The sequence below is a fragment of the Noviherbaspirillum sp. FW303-A3 genome, from assembly GCF_058788695.1.
The window spans coordinates 169,031-186,711 of sequence record NZ_JBYTAZ010000002.1 but is presented as its reverse complement, the minus strand read 5'-3'; the positions used below and the strand labels follow the sequence as shown (position 1 = coordinate 186,711).

Genomic DNA, 17,681 nt, shown 5'->3' with positions numbered 1-17,681 from the left:
GGTGATATATGAACAGTGATCTCGCGATCATTGACCGGCGCATCGTGCCGCGGCAAGACGCTCGTTTTGCTTCGCTCGTGTCCGGTTGCTATACGCTGCCGGGGATGCTGGGGTATGACCGCTACATGATTCCCTGTAGTGGTGGTGCCGATTCAACGGCAATGGCGATTCTGCTTCACGACCTTTACCCGGACGTGGATTTCCAGATGTTCTTCACGGACACGCTGGCTGAGTCTCCGGAGCTGCTGGCATCGCTCGATCGCCTGGAGCGTTTCCTTGGAAAGTCGATCCTCCGTCTGATCCCCAACAAGGGGTTGTACGAGAAGATCGACGACTACAAGGGCTTTCTGCCGTCCAGTCAGTCGCGGTGGTGTACGCGCGAGCTCAAGCTCGTGCCGTACGAAGCCTACGTTGCTGGTCTGCGTACTGGCCAACAAACGATTTACGCGATGGTCGGCATTCGTGCCGATGAACCAGAGCGTACTGGGCTGGTATCGCACGAGTCTTACATCGAGACTGAGTTGCCCTTCAAGGCGCTCGGCATTCGACGTGAGCACGTGTTCCAGATACTGGAGCAAACAATCGGTGTGCCTTCGTACTACTACTATCGAAGTCGCTCAGGTTGCAGTTGCTGTCCCTTTATGAGAAAGGCGGAGTTGGTTGGCTTGCTCGAGCACGATCCGGAGGCTTTTACAACCGGCCAGCGCTACGAGAAGTTGTCCGATGCCGATCTTGCCCGCTTCCCTGAGAACGCTGTACAGCTGGAAGAGGAATGCGGCGCTTCCACAAACTGGCTTACCTTGCCGATCCCGCCCGACGTCGATGCCTCCCAGGCTTCGCGATGGGTGCCGGTGAAGTGGGGCAAAGCACAGAAGAAGGATGAACCGGTGATGTCGCTCTTTGGCGGCGAACCAATGGCGTCCTTGTGGGTTGGCGCCGAGTTCTTGGTCAATCCTGCAATTGGTGGTACGGGTGTTTGGTGGCAGCGCATCGTGTCGTTTTCGACGACCCGCGCCGGCATCCAGGCACAACTCCAGTCCCACTACGAGCACCGCATTCAGACTCCGGAGGTCAAGCATCATCTGACCGTCGAAGAAATGAAGGCCGAGCTCAAACTTGCGTTCTTCCTGATTCAAGTGCCCCAACGGCTCATGGACACAGGAAAGGTCGCGCAAGGGTCGTACGTATGGTCGGGTGATCGATCCAGTTATTCGAGGCTGAAACACCTCTATCTCTGGGCACGACGTTCGTTACATGCGGAAGGCTTGAAGCGCGAGGTACGCAAGTATGCCAAGTACCAGGACAGACCATTGTCCTGGGGCTATGAGCAATATGAGCTGACCAACCGCGAGTTGCAAAAACTAACAGGCGAAGTGGGGGAGGTGCTTGGGATGGCGAGATTTCATCCTGAGGACGTCATTCATGAAGAGTACGACGACCGCAAGGTTGCGTGCTTCATGTGCTCCATCTAGTCGCATTTATCAACCGCACCGGCGGGCATCTTCCCGCTGGTGGGGGATGCTGCGTCCGGTGGTTTCATAGAGAGGAACCTATGAGAGGACCTGACAAAGCAGACGTTATGCGAGCGGTTCGAGGGCAGTGGGACTACGTTCTTTCGTGTTTTGTGCATGCGGATTTCTTGAATACGCAAGACAAGGAGGGACCGTGTCCGGTGTGCGGTGGCGCTACTCGTTTTCGTTACGATAACAAGTTCGAGAATGGTGACAGCTACTGCAGTCACTGTGAGCCTGGTAACCGGGATGGCATCAAGCTGATTCAGGATGTGACGGGGATGTCGTTCAACGAAACCCTCATCGCAATCATGGAAAAGCTTGGCGGCTCGACCGGACCGACGGAACCCTTGCCGGCGCCCGTTACGACGACAAAGAAGCAAAAAGCCTCTCCGGAGTGGCTGAAGAAGGAATTGAACAAGCTTGTGAAGGGCGCCCAAAGTATCGCCGCCGGCGATCCTGTGGACACCTACCTTTGCAATCGCGGGCTCATCCTTCCCGGCTATCCGGGCGTGTTGCGTTTTCATCCGTCCCTTGAATATCGGGACGAGAAGAAGCGCAAGATCGGCAACTACGAAGCGATGCTGGCTATCGTGCAGGACAAGGACGGCAAACCGGTCACGGTTCATCGTACTTATCTGCAGGACGGCCGCAAAGCGAAGATCGTGGATGCTGATGGTGCGGAAATGCCTGAGAAGAAGTTGTACTCTTCCACAGGCGACGGCGGCGCAATCCGCCTTTTCCGAGGCGACGGTACCAAGCTGGCCGTGTGTGAGGGCATTGAAACTGCCTTCGCGGTACACCTGTTGTCCGGTATGGACGTTTGGGCGGGAATAGCAGCAAAGATCATGAAAAAGATGATCATTCCCGCACACATCGAAGAGGTCTACATCTTCGCTGATAACGATCGTCCTGACGCAAAAGGTAGGCGTGCCGGCCAAGACGCTGCGTACGCATTGAAGAAGCGCTTGCTCGAGGAGGGCAGGAAGGTGGTCAAATGCTATGTCCCGCCCGCTGAGGGTACGGACTGGCTGGACTATTACCTGGCCAAACAACGGCAGGCGCCGGCCGTGCACGCGGCGTAGGTAGCCGTATTTTCATCAACCCAATGGGGAGCTTTCCCCATTGGGGAAGCTCCCGTTCTTTTAGGAGCAATCCGATGAACCAAGTACTTCAGGCCATTGAAGAGGCGCTGTCGCCTCTCGACGTGGCCCTTCACAGGCTGTTCGACAATCTGCCGCCGATGACGGATGCAGAGATCGTCTTCTGGAATGTCGGCCCGCTGGCAATCGTGGTGGTCGTTCTGTTCGTTCGTGACTGGCTGAAAGGCTGGAAAGGAACGCGCAATGGCCGCTAAATTCGCAGTTGGCTCCCTGGTCACCTGGGTCAACGATTACGGGTTGAAGTTTCCCGAAAGGACGATAAGCGGCGTCGAGGAACGGCCGGGCGAAGAACCCCGGTACTACCTGTCGCCGACAGACGCTCCGTGGAGTCCTGTGCGGGAGTCTCACCTGATGCTCGATTCCGAAGATCCGGTCGTCCTCACCGAGGCCGGTCACAAGATTCGGTACACGGACATCGAGGGGGAGCAGTGGTTCCTGGTGGGGTTGACCAAAATGGCCTTCCGAACCCGGGAACTGGCCGTGCAGTACGCGCGGGACAATCCGATCAACTAATCGCAATTGGGCCGGCAACGGTTCGTCAACAAACCTCCCGACCGGGATCTTTTCGCCGGCCGGCGAGGGATCTCCAAGGGAACCGAGGAGATCACAATGAGTGCAATTCAGACAAAATTCGCAGGCCGCGTCACCGTCATCGACCCGGACACCAACGCTCCGGTGGAGTTGGAGGTAATGAAGGATCCCGAAAGCGGCGCAATGCTCGCAATCGATGCATCTTACATTGAGCAGGTCAGCGAAGTGTTTAATTCGCCGTACAAGGACTGCAAGCTGCAGGCCCCGGGGTAACCAGGGTACTGCTTCGCTGACCAGTCAGACAACCAACTTCCCATGTGGGACTCATCTCCCACGTATGGGAGGTGTGTCTCCGCGGGGTCAAACACGGAGTTCACGATGTCTTTGAGTGTCAAAGTGCTGAAGCAACTGCGCGCGATGGTTCAACGCAATGACCATGGCAGTGCTTACCAGCTGGCGGCAAAAGCCCTTGGCTGCGCCGATCTCGAAAGTCGCTTCGCGGCGATCAATCGCCGCTGCGAAGAACTTGGGGAGGTTCCGCTTGATGTCTACGCGGAACGCCACGGGCTGTATCAGAAGCTCATGGCAGCTGCTCGCCAGGCGCTGAGTCCGAACGAGTACCAGCAGTTCTACATGTTGTTTTAGCACCATCAAGAAAACCCGGTCCGCCCCGTGCGGCACCGGGTTTAATGAGATGGTCACCCTCCACCCTATCAGCGACTACGCTAGTAGGGTGTTTTTACTTGGAGCGGAGATCATCATGGAAGACGTAACGCTGATTGGTATTGACCTTGGGAAGCATTCTTTCCACCTGCACGGCCAGGATCGCCGCGGCAAAGCCGTCTTTCGCAAGAAGTTCTCCCGCAAGCAACTGCTTGAGTTCCTTGCAACGTTCCAACCCTGCACTATCGTAATGGAAGCGTGCGCCGGCGCTCACCATATGGCCCGGCACCTGGCTTCATTTGGACACGATGTGAAGCTTATCAATCCCCAATTCGTCCGCCCCTTCGTTAAGGGCAACAAGAACGATTTCATCGACGCCGAAGCGATCTGTGAAGCGGCGTCGCGCCCCAACATGCGTTTCGTTACACCGAAGACGGAAGCCCAGCAGGTGCTGGGCGCGTTGCACCGAGTGCGAGAATCCTTGGTGCGCGACAAGGTCAAGACGACCAACCAGATCCACGGCTTCCTGCTGGAATTCGGCATCAGCCTCCCCATTGGTCAAGCCGTTATCACCCGTCTATGTTCCGTGCTGGCAGAACACCGACTGCCAGCACGGCTGGTATCCCTGCTGGAACGACTGCATGCTCATTACAAATACCTGGTGGAACAGATTATCGAAGTGGAGAAGGAACTGGTTCGGCAATTGGCCGACGATGACCTGGGCCAACGTCTGCTGGTGGTTCCAGGGCTGGGCCCGATTACGGCGAGCCTCCTGTCGGCGGAGGTTGGGGACGGCAAGCAGTATCGCTGCAGCCGCGACTTTGCCGCATCAATTGGGCTGGTACCGCGACAGTATAGTACTGGTGGCAAGGCCAACCTGCTCGGCATCAGCAAGCGTGGCGACAAGCACCTTCGGCAGTTGTTAGTGCAATGCGCCCGTGCCTATATGCAGCGCCTTGACCGACAAACCGGTCGCCTCGCAGAGTGGGTACGCGAGCTGCTGTTGCGGCGCCATTCCAATGTAGTTGCCTGCGCACTGGCCAACAAGCTGGCGCGCATGGCGTGGTCGATGGCAGCCAAGCATACCCAATACCGGACCGAGGGTGCCGTAGCATAATTCCCGGTCCATCCTGCAGTAGATTTGACACACCCAACTGGTTTTGCGACTGAAGAAATTGGATGACATGAACGGCACACCGGCCTGACGGACAACCTGTCAAATAAATGGGCTCTTTGAAGCCGCGGGTTTTTTTAGGACTGTCAGGCGCGATTCTCATCGTGGCGCGGAGCACTGCTCCAAATGACGCCGGATAGATTTATGCAAGCCACTTCATATCGTCTGAACTCCCAGTTGCAAATAGGAGGGTGACCATAGATTTTTATTTGCGTAGTCGATGCGCATATGTTCCACTGGGTGACACTTTGTCCATGTGGGAGTGAGTGGACACGATAAAATTGATGCCCGCCAACCAGAGAGACCGTCATGCCAATCCAGATCATCGCCGATGCAAAAGAATCCCGCTCCGACATCATTCGGCTGTTACGCAATGACCCGGATGTCGAGTTGGAGGTGCGCGAACTCTCCGCAGGCGACTACATCGTCGCTGATGCTTATCCCATTGAACGCAAGGCGGCGACGGACTTCATTGCGAGCATCCTGGACAAAAGGCTCTTCGAGCAGGTCGCTAAGATGAAGTCGGAATTCGGCAAGGCCGCGTTCCTGATCGAAGGCGATATTTATTCGACCCGCTCGGCGATGGCGCCCGAAGCGCTGCATGGCGCAATCTCGTATTTGACGGCCATTGAGGGAGCGACGTTGATCCCCAGTCCCAATCCGGCGGCGTCCGCATCGTTGATCAAGACGGTCGGACGGCACCTGACGGAGGGTCTGGGCTATGACATCAGCTATCGGACCGCCAAGCCCAAGGACATGCGCCTTCAAGCTGCCTTCCTCATCGAGGGGTTTCCGGGGGTCGGTCCGACTGGCGCCAAGAAGCTGCTCGCCCATTTCGGGTCAGTGCAGGCCATTTTCGCTGCATCGGTCGATGAATTGAAGCGCGCACCGGGCGTGGGCGACAAGACGGCCAGGGGCATTCGCGCTGTCATTGAAGCCACGCTGTAGCACCGCGACAGGGATTGTCTGTCACTGAATGACGCCGATATAGAAGCGCGGAGACGGTCCAGTCCGGCGCTTTTCTTCATTCTGATGGTCGCTGACACCCTTTGGCCCTTGTAAAGGGCCCAATCGGGCAGCTTTAAGCCATTGACATGCGGCACCATACTTGGCAAGATGACCCTGCCTGATAAAGGCCGCCAGCGCGGCGAGAAGCGCATATTTCAAAGTCTGTTCTCAATTCTCCTAGCGCCGCCAGCAATGGTGGGCGTTATTCATTTCGAGCACCCCCAACGTGTGCTTTCTCGTGGCCTTCCCGTCACCGGAAAGCACAGGCTTTTTGGGTGTTTCTCCGCTGGTAGTAGCCCAATCTGACACGCCTATGTGCGTGTTATCACCAGCATCTCGAAAATTCTCCCAAAGCAATCCGTGCTGAGGGTCTTACCGTTTTCCCCGTTGCGGGAGTCTTCCTGAACCTCCCGCAAAAGGGGGTTGAGGTGGGCTCCTTTGGTGGGGTTTCTTTTAGGAGAAGTGAAATGAAACAGCAACTCAACGACATCTCGCCGATCGCCGCCCTCTTGGGTGACTGCATGGTCGGGATCCCCGAGCAGCCCATTAGCCTGCCGGTTTTAATCGAGAAATATGCTAAAGGCGAAGAAAACAGCGTCGACCAGGTGCGTGAGCGCGTGGCAGCTGCAATCGCCGCCATGGAAAAGCCCGCTGACCAGGATTACTGGAAAGAGGTGTTTTACCTGGCACAGCGCGCAGGGTTGATTCCGGCCGGACGCATTGCGTCTGCTGCTGGTACCGACCTGATGGCCACGTTGATCAACTGCTTTGTGCAGCCGATCAGCGATTCCATTACCGGTTCCGCGCAAGCGGTTTCTGTAGTGAACGGAAAGGCTGTACCCGGCGCGACTAAGGTTGGCATTTACGATGCTTTGGCCGAGGCCGCAGAAACAATGCGGCGCGGTGGCGGCGTGGGATACGACTTTTCACAGATTCGCCCCAGAGGCGCGTATGTGAAGAGCACGAACTCCACGGCGTCCGGCCCGGTGAGCTACATGAAGGTGTTCGACAAGTCTTGCGAGACAGTCGAATCGGCTGGCGCGCGCCGCGGTGCCCAAATGGGTGCTCTGCGTATCGACCATCCGGACATCCTCGAGTTCATCGACGCGAAGCTGGTCAAGAGCCTCTCCAACTTCAACCTTTCCGTGGGTGTGCGTGACGCGTTCATGCATGCGCTCGAGCAGGATGAGGAAATCGAGCTGTGGCATGCCGCCATGCCGCGCGATACGTCCAAGGCGTACCAGCGTGAAGATGGCATGTGGGTGTACAAGAAGGTCAAGGCCAGCGAAATCTGGAACCGGATCATGAAGAACACCTACGACGCTGCAGAACCGGGCGTGCTTTTCCTTGACCGCATCAATACGGACAACAATCTCTCGTACTGTGAAGTAATCGAGACGACCAATCCGTGTGGCGAGCAACCTTTGCCGGACTACGGTTGCTGCGATCTGGGGGCAATCAACCTGCCCCAGCTCGTTCGCGATCCGTTCACGCCGCAAGCTAAATTCGATTTCGCTGCTTACGCGGCGCTCATTCGAATCGGCGTACGCCTGCTCGACAACGTGCTCGACGCTACGGTCTGGCCGTTGGAGAAGCAGAAGGCCGAGGCAATGGCAAAACGTCGCGTCGGACTCGGTTTCACTGGTCTGGGCGATGCGCTTATCATGTTGGGGTTGCCGTATAACTCAGCTGAAGGGGCAGAAATGGCCCGGAAGATCGCAGAGTTCAAGCGCAACACCGCGTACATGGCGAGCGTGGAATTGGCCAAGGAAAAGGGCCCGTTCCCGTTGTTCGACGCTGAAAAGTATCTCAGCAACGGCACATTCGCTTCGCGTCTGCCGGACGACATCAAGCAAGCAATCAGGGAGCATGGCATCCGTAACAGCCACCTCTTGTCGATCGCTCCAACTGGCACCATCAGCCTCGCATTCGCCGGAAACGCCTCGAACGGAATTGAACCTGCTTTCTCTTGGTTCTATACCCGCACGAAGCGCGAAGGTGACGGCAGCAAGGTTGACTACCTGGTTGAAGATCTCGCCTACGCCATCTACCGCCGTATGAAGGGTATTGGTGACAAGGTAGAGGTAGTTCCTTTCTGCTCCGAATCCAGTGTTGAGCCGGGCACGGTGTATCAGGAGGGCGGTGTCGACAAAGTGATGTTGCCTGCTGCTTTCGTGAGTGCGCTGGAGATGTCAGCCGGTGCTCACCTGACGGTCCTCAAGGAAGTCGCCCCGTATATCGACACGGCGATTTCGAAAACCATCAATGTCCCGGAGGAATACCCCTTCGAAGACTTTGTTGGCATCTACATGCAGGCCTGGAAAGCCGGTGTCAAGGGTGTCACGACCTACCGTCCGAACTCGATCACGGGTGCGGTGCTGTCGGTCGACAAACCCAAAGCAGAAGGTCAGGAAGCTGCAGCAGCGCCAGTGGAACCGGTGCTGGTAGATGAGGATCCGATTCGCAAGCCCATTGCGAAGCGGCCCGACGGTGCGCTGCCGGCGGTGAACATCAAGATGCGTTACAAGAGCAACTGGGAGCCGAAAAGCCTGTACATCAGCGTGGCATTCATGGAAGTCGATGGCGTCCATGAAGGCAAGCCGGTGAAGATCGAAAGGCCGATCGAGTTCTTCCTGCCTGCTGGCCAAAGCGAGGAAACGACGGAATGGGTCTCTGCATGCATGCGTATGCTGAGTCTTTCTGCCCGTGGTGGATTTGCTGCGGAAGCTCTTGCAAATCTGCGCCAGGTTGCCGGCAACGGCAACGTGCAGTTCGGTGAGATTGTGAAGCCAGATGGTGAGCGGGTTCCGCGCACCCATCGTTCGGAAGTTGCTGCGATCGCCTTTGGCATCCAGCAGTATCTGGCCGATGTCGGTTTCTTGGATGCCGACGGCAATCAAGTTCCGGTCCGTGTTCTTGCGAAGCAGTACGCGCAAAAATGCAATGGCCTGAACGTGGTTGAAGTCACTCCGGAATCGGATATGGTTGGCGCCGACAGCGGCATCGCCCCGAAGAACAAGGTGATGGCTGGTAAGGAGTGCAAGTCGTGCGGAGCGCGAGCTGTTATACGCAAAGATGGATGTGAGTTCTGCACCCATTGCGGCGAAGTCGGAGCTTGCGGCTGATGCTTTTTTCAACGCGCAAAAAATAAAAAGTTTCCGCGAGGAAACTCGGTGGATTGTCAGTACAGGGATCTCTCCCTGTGCTGGCAAAACCACTCAGGCAACGGTCAGAGTTCTAGCTGGTGAGGTCGATTGACTTCAGCAGCAAGAATTTTGTGAGTGTGCCTATGTGCATGCTAACAAGCTGGATTCAACTCCAGCATTTCGAAATAAGGGCGGCAACGTCCTTTCTACCTTGCCTTCGGCATCACCGAAGGTAATTCAACCCGCGCGGGATGTATTGTGATCCCGTCAGGGCTCATGGTGCTTCCGCGTTTTCATTCTTTGCCTTCGGGCGGAAAGGAAGCATTATGAAAGACCTCGTTCAAGTCGCAGCTGAAAACCTCGTCGGCATCTACCTGGACATCGACATTCCCGAAGCATCGCGGAAGGTCGACCTGGAAGAGTTCGGCATCAAGGTCAACGAGCTGCCGGCGTCTGCGCTGGTGGAAATCGAAGGGGCCAAGCTGATTGATCCCACCGAGCTGCGGGTTTTCCGCACCATCAAGCAACGCATGTGGCGTGCTTATAACGCTCCCGGCCTGAAGTTCATGGGTGGGCGCGCAATGAGCAAGCCGACCGCTGAAAAGCTCTGCAAAGTGCTTGAAGCGGAGATCGAAGTGGCCAACGCCAAGAAGCAGGAGTTTACCGACTCCTTCTGGGCCAAGGCTCACGCATGGGCTGAGAAGCATCCGCAGTTCAAGGAAGCGCTGGAGAAGGCGTTGGCTGACGTCGGAAACATCGGCGACAGGATCAAGTTCGACTACGTGCCTTTTCCGATTGGCACGCTGTCGGATGTCGATTCGCCGATGAACCAGAAGATCGAAGGCCAGATCCTCGGCTTGACCGACCAGTTGTTCGCCAAGAACGCTGCTCGTGCTGCCGAAATCTGGCGCGACTCGTTCCATGAGGAACGCGGCGCGGGTGAAGACAAGACGAATGTGCTGCGTTCCGCAGTACGCGCGTCTGTCCTCGGCCCGATCCGCGAGCTGCGTGACAACTTCGCCGATCTCGCTTTTATCGACAACAGGGCAGAGCCCGTGGTGAATTACATCAACCACGTGCTCGGTGCATTGCCCGCGGAAGGTCCGTACGAAGGTAAGGACCTGAATGCTCTCCAGATGCTCGTCTTGACGCTGAAAAACGCCGATATGACGAAGGAAATGGGTGAAGCAATCCGCAACGGCATGCATGTCAACGACGTCAATGCGTTCGTTGCCCCGTTCCTCGGGATCGCAACGCAGAATACGGTGCAAGCCGCTCTGCCGATCGAGCCTGAAGAAGCTGCAGCCGCGGCGCCCGAAACGACCGAAGCTGTTCTCCCGGTCGTGGAAGTCGAAGTGGTGTCTCAAACCGTTGAAACTGACCTGGTGATCAACACCAAGTCGGAGGAAATGGCTGTTCCGACAACGCTGGGATTCTCGATCCCGGTGTTCGCATAACTCCTGCCGCAACAGGACCTTAACTGGCCTCTCTCCGTTGCGGTGGGAGAGGCTTTTCTTTCCTTGAAAGGGAATGAAAATGCGTTTATTCGGAATCGATATAAATAACTTCCGGCCGGAAGACTTCATCAAGTCGATGCCCATCTTCGCCGCCATGCTGACCGCTTCCGATTCGATTCGAAAGTGGATTGTGGGTGGCAAGGAAGCAAAGACGGATGCCAAGACAGTTTGGCTGCCAGGTATCGTCATCAAGTCCGCTCGCGAAGCTATGGCCTTTCTCGGCTATGCAGTCCATGAACTTGGACATCGCTTTACGGATATGGCGGTACTCAAGCAAATCAAGTCTCCGTTGCAGATGCACCTGTGGAACTCGCTGGAAGACTGTGCTCGCGATACACAGCAGCACCAGCTCCATCCGGGCTCAAAGGAAATTCTGGACTCGCTCGCGCAATACCTGATCGAGGAAGGAGATGAAGCGCGGCCAGTCAAGACGATGCAGCCGGTGCAGTTGATCCAGATGTTCATCCAATACCGCTTGCGGTGTTCGATGGTCGGTGAAGAAGCGTATGCAGAATACGCCGACATCGCCGAACAACTGGTCGCTGAGCTGATACCTGCCTCGACCATGACCAAGCTGCGCGCGCTGATGTTCCAGGTCAAACCGACCTCCGACTCGTGGGAAGTCCTTGATATTGCAAATCAGATCATCGAGATGCTGAAGGAAGAAAACGAGAAGTGGAAGGAAGACCAACAGCAGCAACAGCAGCAACAGCAGCAACAGCAACAGCAGCAACAGCAGCAACAGCAGCAACAGCAGCAACAGCAGCAGGGTCAGCCTCAGCAAGGTTCCGGAAACGGCGCCGACGATGAGGACGACAGTCAGCAGAACGGCCAAGCGGGTGCCTCCGGTACCGGCGACGACGCAGATGCTGACGACGACTCTGCCGACGACTCGTCTGCAACCGGCAACGGTGAGGGCGATGATGCTGACCAGGACGCTGACGCACAGGGATCGCAATCGGCTGCCGCTGACGGTAACGATGGCGACACTGGCGCTGACGAGGCTGATGGTGATGCTGGTGACAGCGGCAATGCGGGCACAAGCCAGCAGCAATCTTCTGTCGGAAACGGAGCGGGTGGTATCCGCACCGTTCTGGACGATCTGCTCGACATGGCCAATGAGGACATGATCAAGGCAGTGGGCGAGAAGATTCAGGACATGGTCAACGATATGGCGTCTGAACAGATGGCCAACGGCGACTTCGATCCTAACCTCTGGTACACGCCGGAGGAGCACAAGCTGCAAGCAACGTCGGGCACGCTCGGTGACGAGCTTGACCGGGTCCAAGGGTCTGTCAATGCGCTGCGTTTCAGGTTGACCAGGTTGGTCGAGACCACGACGAAGTCGCGTGTCATCCACCGGCGGTCGGGCAAGGACTTCTCAGTCCGTCGCTTGCACCGTTTGGCGGTAGGTAATCCGAACGTCTTCAAAAAGGAGATCAAGGGTACCGACATCGACACGGATGTGGTGGTTCTGACCGACAAGAGCGATTCCATGGGCTGGGTTCTTGGCCGGATGCGAAAAGCAATGGATGCAACGCTGGCGCTGTCTCTGGCGCTGGACAACATCCGTGGGGTTGACCACTCGGTTGGCGTGTTTCCTGGACCGGCAGGGTATGTGGCTGGCAGCTATATGGAAGGAATCGGGGTCCTCAAGGACTTCGGTGAGAAGGCAAAGAACACCGTTCTGCGCTATCCCACAGTCTCACCTTCCGGCGGCACGCCGTTGCATATCGCGCTGTCATGGGCAGGCAAAGAACTTGCCTTGCGCAGGGCTTCGAAGAGGGTTGTATTTGTGATCACGGACGGCGAACCGAATGAAGAGGAAGCCGCCCGTCAAGCAATGTACGACCTCCACAGGCTTGGCGTGGAGACAATCGGCGTGGGAATTGGCGTTGACGTAGGACACTTGTTTGACAAGTTTGTCTGTATCGACGATGTCAATGAACTCGCTGACAAGCTCTTCCAGTTCCTCCACGAGGAATTGTTGGCAGCATAGTTCAACGGAACGATCACTTACCCGACCGGGTGAGTGGTCGTGCCCCGTTTCAGAGCGCTTGTCCATGGACCAATCCATCGGCAAGGGTTTTGAAGGTTTCTTCGCGATGAGCCTATGTGCTTGTCCAAGAGCGTGTTCAACACGCATTTCGCAAAGCGCAGATCCAGCCACTTGCAAGCTCCTGCGCGCCACATGTTCAACTGCCCGAAGCAGTCTTACTGTTTCGTGCCCCTGTACATCGACCGATTGATTGGCTCTCTGTTCGCCCCTGGCGAACGCCGGGAGGGCCATTTACGGGTTCTTCGATTGGCCGGTTCATCTCCTGCGGTGGCGGGATGTGGACGGATGCCCCCTATTGCGTATGTCGCCGTGCGCAATAGGGGGCGTCCCCCACTACCTTATTCACCACCTATGGAGAACAAAATGAACCTGCAGATTTTTGGTCTTGGAAAGTCGAAGTCGAATGCCAAGGTAATTGGCGAGATTCGCCCGGCATATGACGTCGACTCGCGCTACGCCCACTACGGTATCGTCGTGCGGTCCAACCCGGCGCTGGAAAAGATCGTCCTCGATCCGCCCGCAAACTCGTTTACGAACGCCTTTCTGACGTCCGTGAACGAACTGCGGGCGAGCCTCGACGTGGCCAAGATGGCTGACAACGAGGCAACGGGGCGGTTCTTCCGCGTCGGCAAGACTGCCAAGGATAAGACGCTCTTCATCTGTGATTGCGGAGATGGCTTCCGCGTTCTCGATATGGAAAGCGGCTCACGGCGCGAACTGTCGGAAAAGGACATGTGGACGGTACTCAAGGATGCACACCCGCGCGGTGGCCTGCATGCCTTGATGCCCGGCCGTATGCCGATTTAATCCGCCAGGAGAACGATATGCAAAAATTTCCGCGGCAGCATCGCGGCTATCGCAAAAACTCAGCAATTCTTGTTAGAAAATGTAGTATCAAGCCGTGTCCGGGTCTTCAGACCCGGCACGGCGTTTACCAGCCGAATTTGCATCTGCGCACCGAATTTGACATCCTTGGTGCAATCCGATCTAACCCCGGGAAGGTTTTCCCACTCTTTGACACAGGAATGTATGCACCACTTAGCGCTTTACACTGAACCGCACGGCGAGGAAGGCAGCACCTTTGACGTGTATTGGACGACAGGCGCCAATACGAAGGGATTGTGTCGTTGCACCGTTACCGCCGCACTGGCGACGGATAAGGACATCGCCGCCGAACTCTATGCGCTCCAGCATCTGTTGGAGGTGGAAAACGTTTTGGGCCACGACCGGGCCGGAAACTCACTGACGATTACCGTTTCATCCGGCGCGATCAAGAAGCTCGCGCTTTTCAAGTCGGACAAGGAACACCTTATTCCCTGGACGTTCTTCCTGACCACACGCTTTGCAGATGCCGTGATCGAGGTGGACAAGCCGCGCCGAAACGACCCACGCAGCTGGGTTCCTGCGCCCGGGCAGGCAAAGATTCTGGAGATCGAGGCCGCGGCTCCCATGCCGGAGACCATTTATCTGCACGGTGTGGGGCAGGTGGAACTGACTGTACACGCGATCGACAGGTTTCTGGAACGGCGAGCGGCCGACACGCGCGCGCAGGCGTGGCGCCAGTTGCGCAATATGGCCAAGGACACTTCCGTTCGCCAGATCCAGCTGCCGCCTCAGGTCCACGCGGAGAAGATGTCCCGCTGGGGCAAGGCCGCGCGCGACTATTACCATCGGGGCACGGGATGGCATTTCGTCATCTCGGACAATCCGGAGTTGCCGTACCTCCTGACGGTGTTTGAGAAGGAGATCAAGAACCCGGTGCTCGTTGCCGAACCTGCCCAGAATCTGAGGTTTGCAGGCAAGATCGCCGTGGTCGCGGGCATCGACGAACCGTTCGGCGTCACACTGGTACGGGCGTTGCAGAAGCAAGGTGCCCAGGTCGTCTGCTCCTATAGCGGGCCCGACGACGCAGCAACGAAACTTGTGAACGAACTGAACGCGCAGCGCAGCGGTAGCGTTGTCGCGCACAAGCTCGACGTGGCCAAAAGTCGCGATGCTCGCGACCTGGTGCAAAAGACCATGCAGCAGCACGGCCGCATTGACGTTCTTGTCGCAGTCGCGCCGGCGCCAGAGCCAGCGACGTTTAGCCGAGTCAACGACGTCATGCTCCACCATGCCTTTGCCAGCTTGCGCACTCCCGTGTTTCTCCTTCAGTCAGCCTTCCCGGTTATGCGCCAGGCGGGGGGAGCCGTCGCGCTTGTCAACGTGAAATCCAGCGCAACGGAACAATCCGACCTGCTGGGGACGATGACAGCGGCGGCATTCGATACGATCGTGGCGAGCGCGGCACAAGAAGCGGGCACGAACATCAGGGTCGCCGGAGCATCGAGCCGGACCGGCAGCGAGAGCGACGTGGAGTCGGTGCTACAGCTACTGGCGGCCGAGCGCGGGCCAACGGCGGCCCGGGCGGCATAAGGCGCAGCCGGCAAATTGCAATGAAACCGTGCCTGTGGCCATAATGGGTCACTGGCATCGCTCCGCAAGCGCGGACGATGGTGAAGGTGAAGAACATGGATACATCAACCGTACTGAATAACGGCCTCGCTCAGCCGTCCTCGAGCGCAACGAACGTGGTGGACCTTGAGGCGGCCCGACTCAAACGGGATTACGTCGGAAAGCAGTGCTGGAGCTGCAGCAAAGTGATCGAAACGGTAGGGCCGGGTTGCGCATGCCCGGCGTGCGGGCAGCCGCTGGAGCCGTTCTAGGTCTGCAACGCTTACGTGAGGAAGCGGGGAACCCAATAGTTAGCTGCGGCACCAAGGGCGACCACGAACAGGACCAGTCGCCAGATTCCCCGCACGTAGACCAATGCCAGCACAATGGCGATGGCCAGGAGTGCGTGCAGCAGGAGCGCCGGAGCAATGTTCAGGAAGCGGTCCACGTTACTTGCCCGTCCTCGACTTGCGCGACAGGTTCTCCTGAATCCTTCGCTGATAATCCCACGGCGTTTCAACCGACTTCATCTGGAAAAGACCGTCCCGATTCATCTTTGCCTCTTCTTCTAGAATGATCAGGTGCGGGTCGCTTACATTCTGCCGATACACCCATGCCCAGCCGTTCTGGACCATCGCCTCATTGATGGAAATAGCGCCGTCGTCCAGGTACGCCCAGACTACCGGCGTGCCCTCACTCGTATTCCCTTTGACGCGCAGCAGCAGCTCGCGGCCGGCGACAATGGCTTGCAGGGCGCCTTGCGATGCTCCAAAGGTTCCTTGGCCGGGCAGTGGAGCAATGACGTCGGCCAGATAAACCTTGTACTCCTTGCCGCGGTGCGGACGCACAACAACGCTGTCACCGCTCAGCGCCATGACACCCACCACCTCGATGTCGTTCTCCTCGTTTTCAGCCCAACGCGCTTTCAGGGGTGTGTCAGGGACAGGGCGGCCGTATGGCCCCGGTACGGAGTCCGGGTAGAGAAACGGCGAATTGCGCATCTGGGCTGTGGCAGGCGCAATCAGGAGAAGCGACAGGAGGAGCGGTACAAGGCGGCGCATAAGGAAGTACATTGTAAACAGAGAAATTGGCTTGCACAAATGCCCCCGGTCCACGCGCAATAACAACAATGGCGGGCATTTGCCCGCCATTGCTTCGGCACGCTGCCTTACGCGCTGCCTGCTGCCGGCTGGTTAAGAAGCGCGTCTGACCCGTTAGCGTGGAGTATTGCAGCAGGGCTAGACTGTGCGCCATTGTCATCGGCGGGCAGCTGCGAATCGGAGTTTCCATCCTGCCCGGCTCCCGGCGCATCTTCACGATACGCCTTTGACACCATAGCCAGGCTTTCCTGAAACGCCTCGATACCGGACGACTGGGAGGAAGGGGCATTCCGCGGCGTCTTTGCCGTCTGACGCTTGCCTGGCTTGCCGGCGGTCGCAGCTTCCCCGCCTTCTGCACCCGGGGTGGTCAGTTCCGAGAAGAACTCCTCGACAATGACCTCACCGTCTTCCTCAGTGTCCTCGAACATGCCATTGGCAAGTCCGTCCTTGACCACCTTCTCGTATGCTTCGCGGTCAATTCCACCGTCCGCCCACGCCTGCCGGTACTTCTCGCCCTCGGCAATGGCGCTGACCAGGGTGAAACCGTCACGTACGCGCAGATCGACGTAGAACACCGCAGAGCCGTGCGACTTGGAGGTCGATTTCGCCTCCAGCTTGAGCACGAGCGGCAGGCCAGCCAGCCGGTTCTTCGACAGCGATTTCAGCGCCATCATGCGCGCGGTCAAGGTCCGGATGCTGTTCCAACCCGTCGTGCGGAAGATAAAGGCTCCGAGTTCGTCCGTTTGACCGTCGATCTGGACGAGCAGGCGGGCGTAGGGTTTGCAGCGCTGCGAGATGCCAAATTCGCAACCTGCAGGCGTTGCGCAATCCCCGCACTTCTTCGCCGTACCTTCGCGGCGCATGAACGTCTTGCCGTCGCCCGAACACAGCGGGCGGCCTGTCTTGTCGAATGCGCCGTACTCGGCCTTGAAGTTGAGTTCCGGGTCGTCAAACATAAGCCGGACCGGAATCTCAAGCAGGCGAATCCGCTCTTTCAGTTCCGCCACAGCAGCGTCAATTTCCTCCGGCTGCGCGCCCGCAGACCGCATCGCCTCGATCTTCGCCGCTGCAAAGCGTTCGGTTTGCTTGTCGAGGCAGACCTTGTTCATCGGGTGCAGATCCCACGCGCCGTCCTGTTTGGTCTGCCGGGTGATGGTGAAGTGGTCGTCGGCTTGCGGCAGCATACGATCGCCCTGTTTGTAGGTAGAGCCGATGGCGATGCGACCGATGACGGGGACCGTGATTGCGAGACCGTTGATCATGTTGTTCTCCTTAAAAGACCTGTATTCAGCATACCGATCGGGAATCCAGATTCAAATTCCCGCATACCTGAGCCGGACTGTCGTGGTTAGCCTGCTTTCCTTTCTTATAGCAAC

17 protein-coding genes are annotated in these 17,681 nt (G+C 57.5%); 14 read left to right on the top strand and 3 right to left on the bottom strand.

All coding sequences use genetic code 11. The features are described from left to right. The first annotated feature begins 8 nt into the window (after positions 1-8). From AC3WOY_RS27120 to AC3WOY_RS27055, 14 genes are all read left to right on the top strand, one after another. Positions 9-1,472, top strand: a complete 1,464-nt coding sequence (locus AC3WOY_RS27120; protein ID WP_492429588.1) for a phosphoadenosine phosphosulfate reductase domain-containing protein — start codon at positions 9-11, stop codon at positions 1,470-1,472. Positions 1,473-1,639: 167 nt separating this feature from the next. Continuing rightward, on the top strand, positions 1,640-2,596 hold the full coding sequence (locus AC3WOY_RS27115; protein ID WP_492429587.1) for a DUF7146 domain-containing protein: 957 nt from the start codon (positions 1,640-1,642) through the stop codon (positions 2,594-2,596). A 74-nt stretch (positions 2,597-2,670) separates the two neighbouring features. After that, positions 2,671-2,868 (top strand): hypothetical protein, encoded by a 198-nt coding sequence (locus AC3WOY_RS27110; RefSeq protein WP_492429586.1) that lies wholly within the window; start codon positions 2,671-2,673, stop codon positions 2,866-2,868. Beyond that, on the top strand, positions 2,858-3,187 hold the full coding sequence (locus AC3WOY_RS27105) for a hypothetical protein (RefSeq protein WP_492429585.1): 330 nt from the start codon (positions 2,858-2,860) through the stop codon (positions 3,185-3,187). Before AC3WOY_RS27110 ends, AC3WOY_RS27105 begins: the two co-directional genes overlap by 11 nt. Positions 3,188-3,283: 96 nt before the next feature. Beyond that, a complete protein-coding gene (locus AC3WOY_RS27100) occupies positions 3,284-3,478 on the top strand; it encodes a hypothetical protein (protein WP_492429584.1) in 195 nt (64 codons plus the stop codon). Between the two features lie 105 nt (positions 3,479-3,583). Next, positions 3,584-3,850, top strand: a complete 267-nt coding sequence (locus tag AC3WOY_RS27095) for a hypothetical protein (RefSeq protein ID WP_492429583.1) — start codon at positions 3,584-3,586, stop codon at positions 3,848-3,850. A gap of 115 nt (positions 3,851-3,965) precedes the next feature. Further along, entirely contained in the window at positions 3,966-4,985 is a 1,020-nt protein-coding gene (locus AC3WOY_RS27090; protein ID WP_492421991.1) for an IS110 family RNA-guided transposase, read from the top strand. Positions 4,986-5,351: 366 nt separating this feature from the next. Then, complete coding sequence (locus AC3WOY_RS27085; protein WP_492429582.1) at positions 5,352-5,990, top strand: ERCC4 domain-containing protein; 639 nt, start codon at positions 5,352-5,354, stop codon at positions 5,988-5,990. Between the two features lie 527 nt (positions 5,991-6,517). Further along, the gene (locus tag AC3WOY_RS27080; protein WP_492429581.1) at positions 6,518-9,175 is read left to right on the top strand and encodes an adenosylcobalamin-dependent ribonucleoside-diphosphate reductase; all 2,658 of its coding nucleotides are present in this window, start codon (positions 6,518-6,520) and stop codon (positions 9,173-9,175) included. A 347-nt stretch (positions 9,176-9,522) separates the two neighbouring features. Beyond that, positions 9,523-10,653, top strand: a complete 1,131-nt coding sequence (locus AC3WOY_RS27075; RefSeq protein WP_492429580.1) for a DUF3150 domain-containing protein — start codon at positions 9,523-9,525, stop codon at positions 10,651-10,653. A gap of 79 nt (positions 10,654-10,732) precedes the next feature. Next, on the top strand, positions 10,733-12,712 hold the full coding sequence (locus AC3WOY_RS27070; RefSeq protein ID WP_492429579.1) for a vWA domain-containing protein: 1,980 nt from the start codon (positions 10,733-10,735) through the stop codon (positions 12,710-12,712). Positions 12,713-13,135: 423 nt separating this feature from the next. Then, positions 13,136-13,579 carry a hypothetical protein gene (locus tag AC3WOY_RS27065; protein WP_492429578.1) on the top strand — a complete coding sequence of 148 codons (444 nt, stop codon included), beginning with the start codon at positions 13,136-13,138 and terminating at the stop codon, positions 13,577-13,579. A 222-nt stretch (positions 13,580-13,801) separates the two neighbouring features. Beyond that, entirely contained in the window at positions 13,802-15,187 is a 1,386-nt protein-coding gene (locus tag AC3WOY_RS27060; protein ID WP_492429577.1) for an SDR family NAD(P)-dependent oxidoreductase, read from the top strand. A gap of 95 nt (positions 15,188-15,282) precedes the next feature. Next, a complete protein-coding gene (locus AC3WOY_RS27055) occupies positions 15,283-15,477 on the top strand; it encodes a hypothetical protein (RefSeq protein WP_492429576.1) in 195 nt (64 codons plus the stop codon). An 11-nt stretch (positions 15,478-15,488) separates the two neighbouring features. On the opposite strand, the gene AC3WOY_RS27050 is transcribed toward AC3WOY_RS27055, so the two are convergent. The 3 genes from AC3WOY_RS27050 to AC3WOY_RS27040 all read right to left on the bottom strand — a co-directional run bounded on the left by AC3WOY_RS27050 (position 15,489) and on the right by AC3WOY_RS27040 (position 17,567). Next, complete coding sequence (locus AC3WOY_RS27050; protein ID WP_492429575.1) at positions 15,489-15,653, bottom strand: hypothetical protein; 165 nt, start codon at positions 15,651-15,653, stop codon at positions 15,489-15,491. A gap of 1 nt (position 15,654) precedes the next feature. Continuing rightward, entirely contained in the window at positions 15,655-16,266 is a 612-nt protein-coding gene (locus AC3WOY_RS27045; protein ID WP_492429574.1) for a thermonuclease family protein, read from the bottom strand. A gap of 107 nt (positions 16,267-16,373) precedes the next feature. Further along, on the bottom strand, positions 16,374-17,567 hold the full coding sequence (locus AC3WOY_RS27040) for a recombination directionality factor (protein ID WP_492429573.1): 1,194 nt from the start codon (positions 17,565-17,567) through the stop codon (positions 16,374-16,376). Between the last annotated feature and the right edge of the window lie 114 nt (positions 17,568-17,681).